The sequence below is a fragment of the Paraburkholderia phytofirmans PsJN genome, assembly GCF_000020125.1.
In the GTDB taxonomy this organism is placed as follows: domain Bacteria; phylum Pseudomonadota; class Gammaproteobacteria; order Burkholderiales; family Burkholderiaceae; genus Paraburkholderia; species Paraburkholderia phytofirmans.
The window spans coordinates 1100687-1117239 of the sequence record NC_010676.1 but is presented as its reverse complement, the minus strand read 5'-3'; the positions used below and the strand labels follow the sequence as shown (position 1 = coordinate 1117239).

Below are 16553 nucleotides of genomic sequence, written 5' to 3'. Positions count from 1 at the left end.
ATTTCAAACACTGCGGGGAATAAACTGCGCGCAACCGTGTTCGCTTCTCAAATGCGTCTTTTCGCGCGACAGCAGCACGCCTCCTTGCCTGCGGAAAACCCCACGATTGGGATAAAAAATGGATGTCCGTGACGAGTTGATGGAGCATGTGCCGCGATTGCGGCGCTATGCGCGAGCGCTGATCAACAATCGCGACCTCGCCGACGACCTGGTGCAGGACACGCTCGAGCGCGCGCTCGGCCGCACCGGCATGTTCCAGCCGGGCACCGACCTGCGCGCGTGGCTGTTTACGATCATGCACAACGTGTTCGCCAATCAGGCGCGCAAGGCGTCGGCGCGCGCCGTCCACGTGGCGGTCGACGACGAAAGCGTGTCGGAGAGCGAATTCGCCGTGCCCTCCGAGCAGACCCGCTCTCTGGAAATGCGCGACCTCGACTACGCGTTGCAGCGTCTGCCCATGGAGCAGCGCGAAGTCGTGCTGCTGGTAGGCCTCGAGGAAATGAGCTATGCCGACGTGGCGCTTGCGCTGAACATCCCGCTCGGCACGGTGATGTCGCGGCTGTCGCGCGGACGCGAACGCTTGCGGGCGTTGATGGCGGGCACGCAGCCCGGTGCAAAATTACAGGTGGTGCGATGAGCGACCAGACTATGCCGATCGGCGAAGAAGACCTGCACGCGTACGTGGACGGCACGCTGTCCGACGAACGCCGTGCCGATGTGGAGCGCGCGCTCGAACAGAATCCCGAGCTGGCCGCGCGCGTCAGCGATTATTTTTCGCTGAACAGCATGTTCCATGAGCGCTACGACCGCGTGCTGAACGAGCCCGTGCCGAAGCGCCTGCAGGCGCCCGCCCCGCGCCGCTGGCGGATTGCCGCCAACTGGCCGCAATTCGCCGGGATGGCGGCGGCACTGGTGATGGGCGTGGGCATCGGCGTGGGCACGCATATGGGACAGGACGTGATCGCGCCGGTCGCGGGCGGCCACTCGGACACGCGCCCGGTCAGCGCGGACAGTTCGGAAATGTTCGCGCGGCAGGCGGCGGTGGCGCATGTGGTCTACATGCCCGCCGTCGACCGGCCGACCGAACTGAGCACCGACGACCACGAGCAGGATTTCGTGCAGTGGCTCGCCAACCGGCTCGGCACCAACGTGCATCCGCCGATTCTCTCGAAGAGCGGTTTCAATCTCTCGGGCGGGCGTCTGCTGCCGGGCGCCGATGGGCCGACCGCGCAGTTCATGTATCGCGGGCCGAACGGCGAGCGGGTCACGCTGTGCATTTCGCGTCGCCAGCAGAATTCGAACACGACGGCGTTCAAGCTGTATCAGGACGGCCCGGTGAACGTGTTTTACTGGATCGACGGCGACTTTGGCTATGCGGTGTCGGGAGGCATCGAGCGCAAGGAGTTGCTGCAACTTTCACATGACGTGTATTCGCAGTTGACGGGCGCGGCGCCGGGTTGATCGCAAGGCTGCTGCATTGCGGTTTGCATTTCAGTTTGCGGGCGCGCGGCCTCTAACGAGATGAGGCCGCGTGCAGCGCCTGGTTTCGTGACCTTATCGCGGTATGGCAATGTTGCGGCTCTGGTTCGAATCGAGCTCGACAATATTGCCCGCATTCGCACCTGATCTGATCAGCTCGCGCGGCGTCACGCCCAACAGGCGGCCCATCCAATGCGCCATGTGACTCTGATGCGCGAAGCCCGTATCGAGCGCAATCTGACTCGCATTGAGCTTGCCTTCCAACAGCAACGTTCGCGCGCGCTCCACGCGCCGCTGCACCACGTATCGATGCACCGGCATGCCGAGCGTCTCGCGAAACAGCACCTTGAAATGCGGCACGCTCAACTCGACGAGCGCGGCCAGTTCGCTTAGCGTGAGACGCTGGTCGAGATGCGCCTCAATGAACTCGATCACGCGCGCGGCCGTTTTCGGCGCGAGCGTGCGCCGCTTGTTCTCGAGCGTTGGCGCACCGCCGATCAGGCGCACCACCATCGCCGTACACAGGCTTTCGGCGTAGAGCGGATCGGATGCCTCGTCCGCTTCGAGCTCGGCGCGCAAGGCCCAGGCGAGATGCTGGAAGCGCGGATCGCGCATCTGGAATTGCGGACGCAATTGCGCATCGCCGGATTTCAACGACAGTTGCTCGACGGTCCGTTGCGCGAACGCCTCGCTGATCCACACGCTGAAAATCGTGCAGGCGGCCTCGTCGCTCCACTGCCCGTCGAGACCGGCGGGAATCACGTCGGCGTCGCCATGCGCCTGGATTCGCGAGTGGCCGCGCTCGTTGCACAGGCAGCGCGCCCTGACCGGCGCGCCGACATGCACGCCCACCCGGTGATACTTGAACGCGGGAATACGGTGCAGCCCGGCAGACACGTTGACCAGTTCCGCGCCGAAGCCCTGCCAGCCGAGCAATCCGCTCGAGCGCAACGTGAGGCGGGAACCGCTATGCGGCAGCGGTTGCAGCAGCGGTTTCGGTTGCCCGGCCGGTATCGGTGTCACTGCATTCATTGCTTCCCTCGTGGATGGCGGCAAGTGAGTCTGCATTGTGCGGCGTTTTGCGTTGCTTCGCTCGACTCTACGTAATTCAACGTTTCCGCCGCGGCGGGGCAAGTAAAAACCGTCATCCGAATCTGCGCGGCGCGATCCTTGCCCGCGCGTTTTCGCGTCGCTGCGTCCCTATGATGAGGTCGTACCGAGTCAACCAGGGAGTGCAACGTGTTCGTGATTTTTGGAGCTGCCGGCAATGTCGGCAAAGTAAGCGCGGCGGCATTGCGCCGGGCGGGCTGCAACGTGCGCGCGGTCGTCCGTGACAAGCAACAGGGCGCATTCCTCGCCGGGCTCGGCTGCGAGATCGTCGTCGCCGATCTGCTCGACGCCGCGACCGTGGCGCGCGCCATCGAAGGCGCGCATGCGGTGCAACTGCTGTGTCCGTTGCCGAATGGGCACGCCGATCCCGCGCAACCGATGCGCCGCATGATCGACGTGAGCGTCGCCGCGCTGCGCGCCGATCCGCCGCCGCGCATCGTCGCGCTCTCCGACTACGGCGCGGAACATGCGGCCGGCACGGGCATCACCACGCTGTTTCACGAGCTTGAAACGCAACTGCGAACCGTCGATTCGCAGTTGACGTTTTTGCGCGCCGCCGAACATATGCACAACTGGGCGCGCGTACTGCCGGTCGCGCTCGCGAGCGGCGCGTTGCCGAGTTTGCATCATCCGTTGAGCAAGCGCTTTCCGACTGTCGCCGCGCAGGACGTGGGCGTGCTCGCCGCCGAGTTGCTGCTCGACAATGGCGCGCAGCCGGTCTCGCCGCGCGTGGTGAGCATAGAAAGCGACGAGCGTGTCAGCGCATTGGACGTGGCGCGCACGATCGGCGAACTGGCGGGCCGTGCCGTCGTCGCACGCGAGGTGCCGCGCGGCGAATGGGCCGCGCTGCTGCAAGGCGCAGGGCTTGGAGAACACCATGCGCGTTTGATCACCGATCTCTACGATGCGCATAACGCGGGCCGTATCGATGTCGAAGCGGACATTAGCGAACGGCGCTTCGGCGCGACGGCGTTAGGGGAAGTGTTCGCAGCGCTTCTGCCGCGTGCGGCCGCAGTCGCAGCCGCGGCACCTGCTGCCGGCACTGCTCGATAAACAGGAGAGGCCGCATGCATACCTGCCCTTTGCTGCGCGCATCGATCGACGCGCGCAAGGTCGCGCCTGTACAGCGTCGAACGCAGTCCACACGCACGAGCACGCGCTCGCACCGCTGGCTGGCGATATCGGCAAGTCTCGCGGGATGGCTAGGCTGGCGCGCGCTGCGGGACGTGCTCAACGCCATCCCCGACAGCAACGACGACTTCAGCCTGTTCTGACCGGCCGCACTTAGATCCACCGAAGGCGCAAAGCAAAACGCCCGGCATGCCGGGCGCGAGATATCGACGAATCCGCCGCTACAGCGCCGGCCGGCATCCAGCACACACGGCGGCCGGTGCGTGCGCGCGGCTCATTCGTTCTCGTCGAAGTAATGACCGAACTTCACCTGCTTGGTGCGGATATAGCGCTCGTTTTCCTCGCGCATCGGAATCGCCAGCGCGACCCGCTCGCACACCGGAATGCCGTGCTTGGACAGCGTGTCGAACTTCTCCGGATTGTTGCTCATCAGACGCACCGACGTGACCTTCAGCGTGCGCAGAATGCCGGCGGCCGAATCGTATTCGCGCGAGTCGTCCGGCAAGCCGAGATCAAGATTGGCCTCGACAGTGTCGCGCCCCTGCTCCTGCAGCGCATACGCGCGAATCTTGTTCGACAGGCCGATGCCGCGCCCTTCGTGGCCGCGCAGATACAGCAGCACGCCGCAGCCTTCCGCCGCGATATAGCGCAGCGCGAGGTCGAGTTGCTCGCCGCAGTCGCAGCGGTACGAGCCGAGCACGTCGCCGGTGAGGCATTCGGAATGCAGGCGCGTCAACACGGACGACTGGTTGGCGACGTCGCCCATCACGAGCGCGAGATGTTCGGCGCCGCTTTCGCATACGCGAAACACGTAGGAAGTGAACGTGCCGTAGCGCGTGGGAAGCGTGGCGGTGGCGTCGAGAATGACGCATTCGCCGTTGGTTGCGCCGTCTACTGCGGGCGACGGATCGTGAGACGTGAGCATGGCGTTAGACAATGGTGCTGACATGAACCCGATCAAACCGGGAATAAGGTACGGACTGGGAGTTTACCGCTAATCGGCGTCCCGCACCCGTATGCTCTTGCATGCGGCACGGAACCGCCGTCGCGGCGCGGCGCTACCCGAGTTAAACGTCCGGCGCGCCACAGGTATTCCCGAAGTACCCCGGTGCCGCGTCACGCCTATACTGGAATCGCCTGTCCCTCACGACAGCGCGCCGCGCCGGCGTGCTGCACTGCGAAACGGAGCCGCTCCATGACAAGCGTTGCACAGCTTCTTAAAACGAAACCGAACAACACCACCGTTTTTACTGTCGGGGCCGACGACTCAGTCTATGAGGCAATCAAGCTGATGGCCGAAAAAGGCATCGGCGCGCTGGTCGTGACAGACGGCGACAGCATCGCCGGCATCGTCACGGAGCGCGACTACGCGCGCAAGGTCGTGCTGATGGACCGTTCGTCGAAGGCCACGCCGGTGCGCGACATCATGAGCAAGGCGGTGCGCTTCGTGCGCCCCGATCAGACCACCGACGACTGCATGGCCCTCATGACGGAGCGGCGTATGCGCCACTTGCCGGTGATCGAGAATGACCGGCTGGTCGGCATGGTATCGATCGGCGACCTGGTGAAGAACATCATCGCCGAACAGCAGTTCACCATTCAGCAACTCGAGTTCTATATTCACGGCGAGCGGCCCTGACGGACGGCGCGCGGCGCACGCCGCCAGACCGGACGCGCAAAAAAAGCCCAATCGGTCAAACGGTTGGGCGAAGCTACCTTGCGGCAGCGGAGGTTTCTTGACTGGTGCGCCGCTCGCGCGGCACGGCGGTCTTGTGGCGCTCGCAGCACTGCTGGCGCGTGGCGCGCTTGACCGACTCAACGTTTGCAACCGTGCGCGTCATGACGGAACGCGCACGTTGTTTTCAATTTCAGAGCACTTGCCGCGGTTTCCAATTTCGATTTTCAGACAGCGCAACGTTTTTGGAACCGCAGTTCGAACTGGTCCCTGCGGCTCCGTGTCGTTCCGTGCTCCACCGGGCAAGCCGACCGCTGAGCGCCGAATCCGCTTGCCCGGCTACCTCGCTTAATTACCGAAGTAGACCGACTTCGAGCCCGACATCGGCTGAACCACGCCGCCGGCTTGCGACGAACCACTCACCGCGCCACCGTAACCGCTGGTGTCTGCGACCGGCTCCTGTGTCTGCGCAACGGCCGGGTTTTGCGCCTGGACGCGCCGTTCAGCAGCCTGGATGTCCGACGGATAAGTCGGATCGTTCGACGCAGCCGGGTTATACCCCGCCTGTTCCACCCGGATCAGATCGGCGCGAACATCCGCGCGGGTCACGGGCTGCTGGCTCGCCTGAGCGAACGAAGCGATCGGAGCGGCGAGAACGGCTGCAATGGCAACTGCCTTGATAAGCGATTTCATGATGATTTACCTCCAGACCTAGTTTTATTTGCGACGCTTGCCACACCATGTGAGAAGCGGGTGAATTCAGTCTAGTCATCACATCGCCAAGGGAAAACCCTTGATTAAGAGATAGATAATTGTCGGAATCGCAAAAATGGTCTGGAAATTACCGCAAGGTCGCATTCAGAAAGCATCTCTGGCGTAATAATTGTCGGGAACGTAACCCTTTGTGTCTGAAGTTTCAAAAATACCTCTGATCTGAGCATGTTCTACCGTCAGACGCAGAATTGCAGGGCAAATTTACGCCCGCTTCGGCGCACCGGACTGGGGCGTTACCAGCAGCTTGCGCGGCCCGCTGACAAAGGCGCTGCCGGGTTCGAAGAATCTGAGCGGTTGATGCATTTCGCGCGACAAGCCAATGCGCGTTGTCACACCGACCGGCACCTCGCCCCGCTCGATAACGCCGATCCACAAGCCCTGCCCCGAGCACAGATCCCAGCCGTCGAACGACGGTCCGACGCCGAACGCCATCGTGAGCCGGCCGGGTCCGCGCGCGAGATCGCGCAACGGCACGCCGGGGCGCCGCGCTTCGATCAACGGCAGGCCTTCGAGCGGTTCGATCGCGCGCAGCAGAATGCCGGCGCCGACTTCCTCGGCTTCGGCAGACATATTGAGCATGTACGACAGCCCATAGGTCAGCCGCACATACGCGTGACCCGGCGCGAGAAACATCGAACCGTTATGCGGCCGGCGGCCCATGAATGCATGGCTGGTCGAATCGCCGAGCGGATACGCCTCGGTCTCGACGATGCGCCCGCTCATGCGGCCTTCGGGCAGATCGTGCACGAGGTATTTGCCGATCATGAAGCGCGCGAGTTCGACGGTGTCGAGAGGCAAATCGTCACGAAGCAAGGGCAGGATGGGGAGTTGATGTTTCCGCATGCGTCAGGCCTTATTTTTAAAGCGCATGGTGTGGGGCTTAAGAGAAAATGCAAACAGCATGAAAAGGCATGCGGATCGGGCCATTGCGCGAGCCGTGGACGGTGCGATGCGCGCGTCGGTCCCAGCGATTGACCGCCATCGGCCAGTTTTCATCGGCCTATTCGTTGTACCAAAACCTCACTTCTGTGCAGCGCCGCCATCACCATGGCACTAATTGGAGTATCGTGTGTTTCCGGCCTGCAGCACAGCCTTTGCCGGCTCGCGTGTGTTTCGGCCCGCCCGAATCAACATACAGATGGATAGCATTCGCACGATCCGCAGCACCGTTCCATTCAGTTTTGATCCCGATGTACCCGCTGGTGTAGCGCACTGCCTCATTCGGAGGCGGTTGTACCCATGACAATAGGAGAGAGTTGAATGAAAGCATTCCCGGCAATCAAGATGATCGGCGGCGCGCTGATCGTTCTCGCGTCCCTCAACGCATATGCACAGAGCAGCGATGCAGCCCCGGCAGCGGCAGCGCCGACGGCCAAGCAGACCAAAGCGACCGACCGCGCTTTGGGACGCAAGGTCCGCTCGGCCCTGTCGAAGACGAAAGGCCTGAGCGTGTCGAACATCACCGTGCGCGCACGTGGCGGCGCAGTGACGCTGGCCGGCTCCGTGCCCGAACAACCGCAAGTCGATCTGGCCACCCAGACCGCACAAGGCGTGGCAGGCGTGACGTCGGTCAAGAACGCGCTGACGATTCGTCCGGTCGGCCAGTAACCGAGTGAACCCTGGACGCCAATGCCTTCTCGCAGGGCATTGGCGTTACCGGAGCGGTTTCGAGCAGTTCGCCGGGAGCCGCGCACCCGTAGTATGCTCGGCACACTTGGATTCGCCCTGCATCCCGCATTACCGATGCGGAACTCAACGCATACCGGTCGCCTTGGCCGCCGAGCATTAAGCACGCACCAGCGACGCATCAGTCACACCCGCCACGCGTTATCCGCGCAATTCTGCGTGACCCGATCCCTTTCTCCACTAGTCGCCGTTTGCGCCACAGCATGCCGGACGCACGCCGTCGTCATGTGTCCCTAAGAATCGACATAGCCTCGCACACGAACAACTATCCTTTATAATTTAAAGCGTTAGAGCGTGTTGTTTAGAAGTTGCATGACCATGCGCGCTTGTTTCAAGCCAGGGCGGAAGCCATCCGCGTCCCGCCGGGCCATTCACGACAAGCATTAAAAGGAAGCCCGAATGACCACGCCCGCGATCGTTCTGCCCCGCTGGACCATTGCCGCGCCGTTCCTTGCGTGGATCGTGCTCGGCATCGGGTATGCCATGCCGGACAGCGGGCTGCTGCTCGTGCTGGTCGGCGTCGCGCTGTGCGCGGCGGTCTTCACCGCCGTGCATCATGCGGAAGTGGTCGCGCATCGCGTCGGTGAGCCGTTCGGCACGTTGGTGCTGGCGGTGGCCGTCACCGTGATCGAGGTCGCGCTGATCGTCTCGGTCATGCTCACGTCCGGTCCGGAAAAAGCCGCCCTCGCGCGCGACACGGTTTTCGCCGCGGTCATGATCGTTTGCAACGGCATTGTCGGCATTTGCCTGCTGGTCGGCGGCATTCGCCACCGCGAGCAGGATTTCCAGAGTCGCGGCGCTGCTGCGGCGCTGGCGGTGCTCGCGTCGCTCTCCGTGCTGACGCTGGTCATGCCGAACTACACGACCACCAGCGTCGGTCCGATCCTGTCGTCTTCGCAACTGGCGTTTGCGGGGGTGTCGTCGCTGGTGCTGTATGGCGTGTTCGTATTCGTGCAAACCGTTCGCCATCGCGATTACTTCCTGGCCGGCACGCCGGATGAGGACGTCCACGCCGCGCCACCGAGCGCCGGCCAGGCGCTGGCGGCCGGCGGTTTGCTGCTGGTGTGCCTCGTCGCGGTGGTGTTGCTTGCGAAGGTGCTCTCGCCGGTGGTCGAAACGGCGGTCGAGAATGCGGGCGCGCCGCCGGCGGTGGTCGGCATTATCATTGCCGCGCTCGTGCTGTTGCCTGAAGGGCTTGCCGCGGTGCGCGCGGCGCGCGCCGACCGCTTGCAGAATAGCCTGAATCTCGCGCTCGGCTCGGCGCTGGCCAGTATCGGGCTGACCATTCCGACGGTCGCCTGCGTGTTTTTGTATACCGGCCAGCCGCTGGTGTTGGGCATCGACGGCAAGGAAACCGTGCTGCTCGTGCTTACGCTGATCGTCGGCACGCTCACGCTCAGCAGCGGGCGCACGACGATTCTTCAAGGCGCCGTGCATCTGTCGCTGTTCGCGGCGTATCTGTTTCTGTCGTTCGCGCCCTGAGCCTGCGGGCCTGATCCTTAAAGAGAGGGCCCCACACCGTTGAAACGGGCGCGCCTACTCTTCCCAGTGCGCCGCAATCCAGTCGCGGAACAGATTCAGCTTCTGCTGATGCGCGACCGAGTCCGGATAAACGAAGTAATAGCGCCAACCGGTCTTGAGCACCGTATCGAACGGGCGCACGAGACGCTTTGCCGCCACGTCCTCGTCGATCAGCGCGAGGTCGCTGATCGCGACACCGAAGCCCTGTAGCGCAGCATTGGTCGCCATATCCAGCGTATCGAAGCTCGGGCCGTGTTCGGCGTCGATCGCCGCAGCGTTCGCGGCATCGATCTCGGTCACCTTGGCGAGCCACATCTTCCAGTCGCGATGATCTCGCGTGGGGTGCAGCAGCGTATGACGCGCGAGGTCGGCCACTTCGGCGAGCGGCTTGTCCTTCAAAAGATCGGGTGCGCACACGGGCGTCAGACGCTCCTCGAACAACGGCACTGCCTGCACGCCCGCCCCCGGCGACGAACCGTAGATGATCGCGGCGTCGAACGGTTCGAGCTGGAAATCGACGTCGTGCTGCCACGTGGTCGTGATCTGCACGTGCAGTTCGGGATACTCGGCCTGAAAGCGCATGATCTTCGGCAACATCCAGCGCATCACACAGGTCGGCACTTTCAACGCGAGATCGGTGCGCTGCCGCGTGAGACGTAGCGAAATTTCCTCGATGCGCGCGAAGCTCTCCTTCACGGCCGGCAGCAACAATTCGCCTTCGGCGGTGAGCGTCAGGCCTTTCGCATGGCGCTTGAAGAGCGGAAACTTGTAGTAATCCTCGAGCGCGATGATTTGCCGGCTGACCGCGCCCTGCGTCAGGCATAAATGATCGGCGGCACGCGTGAAACTGCGATGCCGCGCCACGGTTTCGAAAATCTGCAAAGCATTGAGCGGCGGTAGGCGTCGCATCGTGAGTGTCCAGTACGATCAGGAAAAGTCATTGCGAGGGCGTGGCGGCGCGGCTCATCGCAGGCCGTCGGAGCGCCACGCCGGGCCTACAGGATACGCGATCAGAAATTTCCGCACGACAAGCGTGCAAACTGGCCTTATGCATTCGGCTCATGCCGCTGCCGAATCTTGCGCTCCGGCAAGCCGCAATGCACCGGCACAGGGCAACGCGCGTCCACAGTCGCACCAGAACCGAGCTTTCCTCATACCTCCGCAAGGGCGGAAAGCGTCGACGAAACATGGACGTTAACCCGCATGCGTTGCTGCTTAGGCGCTTCCGCCGTCTGACCGCCCTGCACGAGCGCAATCGCGCGATGGCCACCGCATGAGCTTATGTCATGCCGTCCATGCGCATATTTCGTTTGTTGAGGGATTTTGGCAAACCTAGAGTGCTTCCACACGCAGCGCAGGCAGAACACGCCAATTAGCGAGGCGACGGCGTCAATCAGCGACATCATCGGCAACAAGGCGTTCAACACAGGAGACCGCCATGCAAGAGATCAAACGGGGCAGAAGGCAGGCCATCAAGACACTCGGCGCCGCACTCGCGGCATCCACCTTGCCGATGCCGTTCATCAATCTGCGCGCGCAGGAACACAACTTCAGCGGCAAGACGTTGCGCCTGTTGACCTGGTCGGACGACACCGGCGCGGCCGCGCTGCGCAATATCGCCGCCACCTTCACCGCGAAAACCGGCGCCAAAGTCATCGCCGACCGCGCCGACGGCACCTCCGGCATGGTCGCGAAGGTCAAGGCCGCAGGCGACCGCCCGACCTACGACGTCATCACCCTGGCCGGCGTCGGCGCCGCCGGTCTCGGCGATGCAGGTCTGCTGATGAAGCCCGATCTGGACAAACTGCCGAATCTGAAAGACGTCGCGCCGCAGTACCGCACGGGCGCGAACGGCTTCGGCGTGGGCTATCTGCTGTGGTCGGACGGCTTGATCTACAACACGTCGACGGTCAAGACCGCGCCCGCATCGTACGAAGCCCTGTGGGATCCCAAATACGCCGGACGCCTGTTCCTGCCGCCGCCCGAGTGGGCCGAAGCGGTCGACCTCGCGATCATCGCCGCGAAGATGAACGGCGGCTCGCAGCAGAACATCGAGCCGGGCTTCAAGAAACTGATGCAGCTGAAAGATCGCGTGATGACGCTCGGCGAGAACCCGAACCAGGTGGCGGATCTGTTCCGTACCGGCTCGCTGGATATCGGCGGCATCTATTCACCGGCGTTCTTCCCCGACCAGATCCGCAAGCCCGAGTACAAGATGGGCGTGACCTACGGCATGAAAGAAGGCTTCGCCACTCAGCTGATGTTCACCGTGATCCCGAAATCGCATCCGGGCGACAGCGATCTGATCCACGCCTTCATCAACCATTCGCTCGACGCCGGCGTGCAAGGCCGCATGGCCGCCGACGTGCTGAACGGCCCGGTGAATTCGAAAGCGGTGATACCCGCCGAAAGCCGCGCGTTCGTGCCGAGCCCGCAGCAGATCGCCGAGAAAGCCGTGCTGCATGACGACAAAGCGCTCGCCGTGGTGCAGCCAGCGTGGATCAAGCGTTACACCGAAATCTTCGCGGCATGACGACGATGCTCGCGCGCTTCTCGCGACGTGTTGCTTCGTCCGGGCCGGCGTCCGATGCGGCGTCGGGTGCGTCCGGTCTCGGACCGGACACGCCTGCCGCCACCGCGATGGCAAAGGCGCGGCCATGGCTGCTGCTCGCGCCGATCCTGCTGTTTCTCGCCATCCTCGGCGCGGCGGCGCTGGTCGTGTTGCGCATGAGCTTCGGCACGCAGGGCAACGAGTGGCACGGCTTCACGCTGCAAAACTACGCGGACCTGCTCGACGGCTACTTCATGAAGTCGTTGTGGCTCACCTTGAAGCTCGCGTTCCAAAGCATGATCTGCGCTGTGCTGCTGGCGATTCCGGTCGCACTGGCCATGGCGCGCACGAAGTCGCGGCTCGCGCGGCGGCTCCTGCTGGCCGGCGTGCTGCTGCCGCTGCTCGTCAATCTGCTGCTGCAAGGCTACGGCTGGCTGATCATTCTCGGACCGGCCGGTCTGCTCAATCACGCGCTGCTCGGCAGCGGCCTCGTGCAACGTCCGTTGATGTGGCTGTACCGCGAAAACGGCGTGCTGCTCGGGCTGATCCAGACGGCGTTTCCGCTTGCCGTGCTGCCGCTTTCGAGCGCGATGCGCGCGGTCTCGAGTTCCTACGAAGAAGCCGCCGCCACGCTCGGCGCGACACGCTGGCAAACGCTGCGTCACGTGCTGTTGCCTTTGGCGATGCCCGGCCTCGTATCCGGCGCGCTGCTCGTGTTCGCGTACAACGCGAGCGCGTTCGCCGTGCCGCTGCTGCTCGGCGGACGCCGCGTGCCGATGCTCGCCGTGCTGGTCCACGATCAGGTTGCGCCGTTGCTGAACTGGCCGGCGGCTTCCGCGTCGGGTGTCGTTTTGATGATCGCCACGTTGACGGTGATGGCGCTGTCGCAGCGTCTCGTGCGCCGCACGCAAAAACTTGCCGAGGAGCCGCACGCATGAGCACGCCCGTTCAAACCGCTCCCTCGCGCATGCCGGGCTCGCCGCGCTCGCCACGGCTCGCGGCCGTCATGCCCGGCCAGCTCGGCAAGGCCACCGCCCTGCTCGCGGCGATCGTTCTGTTCCTCGCCGCGCTGCCGATCCTCACGATGATCACGATGTCGTTCAGCGCGGCCGACACGCTCGAATTCCCGCCGCACGCCTATGGCCTGCACTGGTATCACGCCGCCTGGCACAGCTTCGTGTCGCCGGACGCGAGCGATACGCTCTCGATGGGCGACGCATTGCGCACGAGCCTGGTCGTCGCGCTGTCGACCATGGTGATCGCCACGCTGGTCTCGGTGCCCGCCGCGTACGCGCTGAGCCGCTACCGCTTTCGCGGCAAGCCCGCAGTCGAGCAACTGGTCGCGTTGCCGCTCGTCTATCCGCTCGTGATGCTCGGCCTGTCGCTGCTGCTGGTGTTCAACGTGCTGCCGGTCGAACTCGGCGTGTTCCGCCTGATCATCGCGCACGTGATTCTGGCGCTGCCGTTCACCGTGAAGAATTGCGCGGCGTCGGTCGCCTCGATCGGCCCGGAATTCGAAGAGGCCGCCTGCGTGATGGGCGCGAGTCCCGGCCGCGCGCTCGTCGACGTGATCCTGCCGCTGATGCGCCCCGGCATTCTCGCCGGTATGCTGTTCGCGTTCATCATCTCGTTCAACGAATTCACGGTCACGTTCTTTCTCTACGGGATCGATACGATGACGCTGCCGGTGTGGCTCTACAGCCGCACGGTGTCGTCGCTCGATCCGACCGTGTTCTGTTTCGCCGTGTTCATCGTCGCGATCGACTTCGCGCTGATCTGGCTGCTCGAAAAGCTGATCGGCGACGAAGGCGTCGCCTTGTGATCCGCGCTCATGACGCCCAACTGCTGGAGCATCCGATGACCCATTTAACGTTGCAGGCCGTGACCCGGCGTTTCGGCGCGGCGCATGCCGTGGACAACGTCGATCTGAGCGTGCCCGACGGCAAGCTGGTGTGCTTCCTCGGCCCGTCCGGCTGCGGCAAGACCACGCTGCTGCGCATGATCGCCGGGCTGGAAACGCCGACCTCGGGCAGCATCCACTTCGCCGGGCGCGACATCACGCGCCTGCCGGCCAATCAGCGCGACTTCGGCATGGTGTTTCAGTCGCTCGCTCTGTTTCCGCACATGACGGTCGCGCAGAACATCGCGTATCCGCTGAAGCTGCGCAAAACCGCGAAGGATCAGCAGACGCGCCGCGTGGCCGAATTGCTGGAACTGATCCAGTTGCCGCACATGGCGAACCGGCCGGTCACGCAACTCTCCGGCGGCCAGCGCCAGCGCGTGGCGATTGCGCGCGCGATCGCGTCGCAACCAAAACTGCTGCTGCTCGACGAGCCGCTCTCCGCGCTCGACGCCAAGCTGCGCGAAGCCATGCAAGTGGAAATCCGCCTGCTGCAGCAGCGCCTCGGCATCACCACGATCATGGTCACGCACGACCAGCGCGAAGCGATGACGATGGCCGACGAAATCGTCGTGATGGAGAAAGGCCGCATCGCGCAGGTCGGCAAGCCGCTCGATATCTATCGCGATCCGGTCAGCGAGTTCGTCGCCGACTTTATCGGCCTCGGCAATATCCTGCCGGTCACCTACGACGGCGCGGGCGGCGTGAGCCTGCCGGGTGGCCGGCGCATCAGCGTCGTGCAGCCGGCGCGCGTGCCGGAGTCGAGCAGCGATATCCGCCTGTTGATCCGGCCGGAAGACGTGTGCGTGAAAGCGGCGTCCGACGCGGCGGGCCCGAACCGGCTGCTGGGCACCGTGACGTTTATCCGCGACGTGGGCGCGTCGCTCGAAGCGACCATCGATTGCGCCGGTTTCACGTTGACCGCCGCCACCACGCCGCGCGAAACGCCGGGGCTTGCGCTCGGCATGCCGGTGCTCGCGGAATTGCCACCGCACGCGTGCAAACTGATCGCCGCGCGCGCCGCGCATTGAGCCGTACGTCACTCGAACCCATTCCAATACCGACATTTTCGACAGAGGACAAACCATGAACCACCGCTCCGTTACCCCAACCCGCACGCGCCGCGTGTTCGCCACGCTCGCCGCGACGCTGGCCTTCACCGCTCTCGGCGCGCTGTGCGCGTTGCCGTCGGCCGCGCATGCGGACGCGCTCGACAATATCGCCAAGTCCGGCACGGTGCGCATCGGCGTGTTCGAGGACTATCCGCCGTTCGGCTCGATCGGCCCGGACATGAAGCCGATGGGCTACGACATCGACGTCGCCAATCTGATCGGCAAGGCGCTCAACGCCAAGGTCGAACTCGTGCAGGTGACGGGCGACAACCGCATGGCCTATCTCGCCGACCACAAGGCGGACATGCTGCTGTCGGTCGGCCAGACGCCGGAACGCGAAAAGGTGATCGACTTCTCACAGCCGTACGCGCCGTACTATCTCGCCGTGTTCGGCCCGAAGGCCCTGCCCGTGAAGAACGCCGCCGATCTCGCCGGCAAGTCGATTTCAGTCGCGCGCGGCACGCTGGAAGACCTGAGCGTGACCAAGATCGCACCGCCCACGGCGAACATCAAAAGATTCGACGATCCTAACGGCGCAATTTCGGCGTTTCTTTCTGGTCAGGTACAGTTGATGGTAGTCGGCAACGACGTCGGCGCCACGATTCTCGCGCGTCATCCCGCTAACGATCCCGAGCAGAAATTCTCGCTGTTCAGCTCGCCGGATCACGTCGGTTTGAACAAGAACGAGCCGCGTCTGAAGCAGAAGGTCGACGAAACGATTGCCAAGGCCCGCAAGGACGGCACCATGAACGCGATTTCGCAGAAGTGGCTGCGTGCGCCGCTGCCGGCCGATCTCTGAACCTATTTTGCGCGGACCGCGAAGCGTGGTCCGCGCCGGAGTTTGACCTCACGATGAGCGCCACGCCATGACCTATGCGTTCGACTTCAGCGGCTTCGGCCTCTATGGGGGGATGCTTGCGCGCGGCGTCGCCGTGACCTTGGGGCTGACGGCGGTCTCCACAGTGCTCGGTGGGATCGTCGGCATTGCTGGTGCGAGCGTGGCCGTGGCCGGGCCGAAATGGGCGCGCTGGGTGGTGGCGAGTTATGTCGAGCTGATCCGCAACACGCCGTTCATCGTGCAGTTGTTCTTCGTGTTCTTCGGCTTACCGAGCCTAGGCATTCATATCGATGAAGTGCAGGCCGCGATTCTCGCCATGACCGTCAATCTCGGCGCTTACGCCATCGAGATCGTGCGCGCCGGCATCGATTCGATTTCGCGTGGCCAGATACAGGCGGCGCAAGCGCTCGGTTTGCACGGACGGCAGGTGTTTCGCTTCATCGTGTTGCCGCAGGCTATCGCCAATGTGTTTCCCGCGCTGCTGAGCCAGGTGCTGATCGTCATGCTCGGCTCGGCGGTGGTCTCGCAGATCTCCGTGCCCGATCTTACCTACGCGGCCAACTTCATCCAGTCGCGCAACTTCCGCTCGTTCGAGAGCTACCTGATCATCACCGCGACGTATCTGGTGCTGTCGATCGCGCTGCGGCAAATCCTCAACCGGCTCGGCCGCGGTCTGTTCGCGGGCCGTGTGGCGCGCGGCAACGAGAGCGCGCCGCGTAACTGGCGCAACCGCCTGATGTGGCGCGGCGCCCGCACTCTGCCCACGGAGCGTTGAT

At 63.9% G+C, this 16553-nt stretch carries 19 protein-coding genes; 13 read left to right on the top strand and 6 right to left on the bottom strand.

The annotated features are described in order from the left end of the window. Positions 1-118: 118 nt before the first annotated feature. Positions 119-637, top strand: a complete 519-nt coding sequence (locus tag BPHYT_RS24740; RefSeq protein WP_012426855.1) for a sigma-70 family RNA polymerase sigma factor — start codon at positions 119-121, stop codon at positions 635-637. Then, complete coding sequence (locus BPHYT_RS24735) at positions 634-1461, top strand: anti-sigma factor family protein (protein ID WP_012426854.1); 828 nt, start codon at positions 634-636, stop codon at positions 1459-1461. The genes BPHYT_RS24740 and BPHYT_RS24735 overlap by 4 nt, the downstream gene beginning before the upstream one ends. A gap of 93 nt (positions 1462-1554) precedes the next feature. Here BPHYT_RS24735 and BPHYT_RS24730 read toward each other — a convergent pair whose 3' ends face one another. Continuing rightward, entirely contained in the window at positions 1555-2511 is a 957-nt protein-coding gene (locus BPHYT_RS24730) for an AraC family transcriptional regulator (RefSeq protein ID WP_012426853.1), read from the bottom strand. A 207-nt stretch (positions 2512-2718) separates the two neighbouring features. On the opposite strand from BPHYT_RS24730, the gene BPHYT_RS24725 reads away from it, so the two are divergent. After that, positions 2719-3642: an NmrA family NAD(P)-binding protein gene (locus BPHYT_RS24725; RefSeq protein WP_012426852.1), complete on the top strand. Its 924-nt coding sequence runs from the start codon at positions 2719-2721 to the stop codon at positions 3640-3642. Between the two features lie 14 nt (positions 3643-3656). Next, positions 3657-3863, top strand: a complete 207-nt coding sequence (locus tag BPHYT_RS24720) for a hypothetical protein (protein WP_012426851.1) — start codon at positions 3657-3659, stop codon at positions 3861-3863. A 131-nt stretch (positions 3864-3994) separates the two neighbouring features. Here the strand turns inward: BPHYT_RS24720 and ribA are convergent, their stop codons facing one another. Continuing rightward, positions 3995-4645 (bottom strand): GTP cyclohydrolase II, encoded by a 651-nt coding sequence (gene ribA, locus BPHYT_RS24715; RefSeq protein WP_012426850.1) that lies wholly within the window; start codon positions 4643-4645, stop codon positions 3995-3997. A gap of 270 nt (positions 4646-4915) precedes the next feature. Here ribA and BPHYT_RS24710 point away from each other — a divergent pair, with 270 nt between their 5' ends. Then, complete coding sequence (locus BPHYT_RS24710; protein WP_012426849.1) at positions 4916-5359, top strand: CBS domain-containing protein; 444 nt, start codon at positions 4916-4918, stop codon at positions 5357-5359. 384 nt (positions 5360-5743) lie between these two features. Here BPHYT_RS24710 and BPHYT_RS24705 read toward each other — a convergent pair whose 3' ends face one another. Together BPHYT_RS24705 and BPHYT_RS24700 are read right to left on the bottom strand one after the other, a co-directional pair. After that, complete coding sequence (locus tag BPHYT_RS24705) at positions 5744-6088, bottom strand: DUF4148 domain-containing protein (protein ID WP_012426848.1); 345 nt, start codon at positions 6086-6088, stop codon at positions 5744-5746. Between the two features lie 282 nt (positions 6089-6370). After that, entirely contained in the window at positions 6371-7012 is a 642-nt protein-coding gene (locus BPHYT_RS24700; RefSeq protein WP_012426847.1) for a DNA-3-methyladenine glycosylase, read from the bottom strand. Between the two features lie 417 nt (positions 7013-7429). On the opposite strand from BPHYT_RS24700, the gene BPHYT_RS24695 reads away from it, so the two are divergent. Further along, positions 7430-7777: a BON domain-containing protein gene (locus BPHYT_RS24695; RefSeq protein ID WP_012426846.1), complete on the top strand. Its 348-nt coding sequence runs from the start codon at positions 7430-7432 to the stop codon at positions 7775-7777. 477 nt (positions 7778-8254) lie between these two features. Next, positions 8255-9337, top strand: a complete 1083-nt coding sequence (locus tag BPHYT_RS24690) for a calcium:proton antiporter (protein WP_012426845.1) — start codon at positions 8255-8257, stop codon at positions 9335-9337. Between the two features lie 54 nt (positions 9338-9391). On the opposite strand, the gene BPHYT_RS24685 is transcribed toward BPHYT_RS24690, so the two are convergent. Together BPHYT_RS24685 and BPHYT_RS24680 are read right to left on the bottom strand one after the other, a co-directional pair. Then, the gene (locus tag BPHYT_RS24685) at positions 9392-10285 is read right to left on the bottom strand and encodes a LysR substrate-binding domain-containing protein (RefSeq protein ID WP_012426844.1); all 894 of its coding nucleotides are present in this window, start codon (positions 10283-10285) and stop codon (positions 9392-9394) included. Positions 10286-10527: 242 nt separating this feature from the next. Beyond that, the gene (locus BPHYT_RS24680) at positions 10528-10803 is read right to left on the bottom strand and encodes a hypothetical protein (RefSeq protein ID WP_041759122.1); all 276 of its coding nucleotides are present in this window, start codon (positions 10801-10803) and stop codon (positions 10528-10530) included. Positions 10804-10814: 11 nt separating this feature from the next. Here BPHYT_RS24680 and BPHYT_RS24675 point away from each other — a divergent pair, with 11 nt between their 5' ends. The 6 genes from BPHYT_RS24675 to BPHYT_RS24650 all read left to right on the top strand — a co-directional run bounded on the left by BPHYT_RS24675 (position 10815) and on the right by BPHYT_RS24650 (position 16552). Beyond that, on the top strand, positions 10815-11909 hold the full coding sequence (locus BPHYT_RS24675; RefSeq protein ID WP_012426843.1) for an ABC transporter substrate-binding protein: 1095 nt from the start codon (positions 10815-10817) through the stop codon (positions 11907-11909). Positions 11910-11914: 5 nt separating this feature from the next. Further along, positions 11915-12865: an ABC transporter permease gene (locus tag BPHYT_RS24670; protein ID WP_404935479.1), complete on the top strand. Its 951-nt coding sequence runs from the start codon at positions 11915-11917 to the stop codon at positions 12863-12865. Beyond that, entirely contained in the window at positions 12862-13749 is an 888-nt protein-coding gene (locus BPHYT_RS24665; RefSeq protein ID WP_012426841.1) for an ABC transporter permease, read from the top strand. The genes BPHYT_RS24670 and BPHYT_RS24665 overlap by 4 nt, the downstream gene beginning before the upstream one ends. A gap of 35 nt (positions 13750-13784) precedes the next feature. Beyond that, positions 13785-14858, top strand: coding sequence for an ABC transporter ATP-binding protein (locus tag BPHYT_RS24660; protein WP_012426840.1), 1074 nt, complete (start codon positions 13785-13787; stop codon positions 14856-14858). Positions 14859-14913: 55 nt separating this feature from the next. Next, positions 14914-15738 (top strand): transporter substrate-binding domain-containing protein, encoded by an 825-nt coding sequence (locus BPHYT_RS24655; protein WP_012426839.1) that lies wholly within the window; start codon positions 14914-14916, stop codon positions 15736-15738. 67 nt (positions 15739-15805) lie between these two features. After that, positions 15806-16552, top strand: coding sequence for an amino acid ABC transporter permease (locus BPHYT_RS24650; protein ID WP_012426838.1), 747 nt, complete (start codon positions 15806-15808; stop codon positions 16550-16552). Position 16553: the final 1 nt, after the last annotated feature.

Excerpts from the sequence above, each read along its gene's own strand:
- BPHYT_RS24665 (WP_012426841.1), top strand. The coding sequence starts at position 12,862 with ATGAGCACGCCCGTTCAAACCGCTCCCTCGCGCATGCCGGGCTCGCCG.
- BPHYT_RS24740 (WP_012426855.1), top strand. The coding sequence starts at position 119 with ATGGATGTCCGTGACGAGTTGATGGAGCATGTGCCGCGATTGCGGCGC.
- BPHYT_RS24690 (WP_012426845.1), top strand. The coding sequence starts at position 8,255 with ATGACCACGCCCGCGATCGTTCTGCCCCGCTGGACCATTGCCGCGCCG.
- BPHYT_RS24735 (WP_012426854.1), top strand. The coding sequence starts at position 634 with ATGAGCGACCAGACTATGCCGATCGGCGAAGAAGACCTGCACGCGTAC.
- ribA (WP_012426850.1), bottom strand. The coding sequence starts at position 4,645 with ATGCTCACGTCTCACGATCCGTCGCCCGCAGTAGACGGCGCAACCAAC.
- BPHYT_RS24675 (WP_012426843.1), top strand. The coding sequence starts at position 10,815 with ATGCAAGAGATCAAACGGGGCAGAAGGCAGGCCATCAAGACACTCGGC.
- BPHYT_RS24650 (WP_012426838.1), top strand. The coding sequence starts at position 15,806 with ATGACCTATGCGTTCGACTTCAGCGGCTTCGGCCTCTATGGGGGGATG.
- BPHYT_RS24660 (WP_012426840.1), top strand. The coding sequence starts at position 13,785 with ATGACCCATTTAACGTTGCAGGCCGTGACCCGGCGTTTCGGCGCGGCG.
- BPHYT_RS24720 (WP_012426851.1), top strand. The coding sequence starts at position 3,657 with ATGCATACCTGCCCTTTGCTGCGCGCATCGATCGACGCGCGCAAGGTC.
- BPHYT_RS24655 (WP_012426839.1), top strand. The coding sequence starts at position 14,914 with ATGAACCACCGCTCCGTTACCCCAACCCGCACGCGCCGCGTGTTCGCC.
- BPHYT_RS24700 (WP_012426847.1), bottom strand. The coding sequence starts at position 7,012 with ATGCGGAAACATCAACTCCCCATCCTGCCCTTGCTTCGTGACGATTTG.
- BPHYT_RS24695 (WP_012426846.1), top strand. The coding sequence starts at position 7,430 with ATGAAAGCATTCCCGGCAATCAAGATGATCGGCGGCGCGCTGATCGTT.
- BPHYT_RS24670 (WP_404935479.1), top strand. The coding sequence starts at position 11,915 with ATGCTCGCGCGCTTCTCGCGACGTGTTGCTTCGTCCGGGCCGGCGTCC.
- BPHYT_RS24710 (WP_012426849.1), top strand. The coding sequence starts at position 4,916 with ATGACAAGCGTTGCACAGCTTCTTAAAACGAAACCGAACAACACCACC.
- BPHYT_RS24705 (WP_012426848.1), bottom strand. The coding sequence starts at position 6,088 with ATGAAATCGCTTATCAAGGCAGTTGCCATTGCAGCCGTTCTCGCCGCT.
- BPHYT_RS24685 (WP_012426844.1), bottom strand. The coding sequence starts at position 10,285 with ATGCGACGCCTACCGCCGCTCAATGCTTTGCAGATTTTCGAAACCGTG.
- BPHYT_RS24730 (WP_012426853.1), bottom strand. The coding sequence starts at position 2,511 with ATGAATGCAGTGACACCGATACCGGCCGGGCAACCGAAACCGCTGCTG.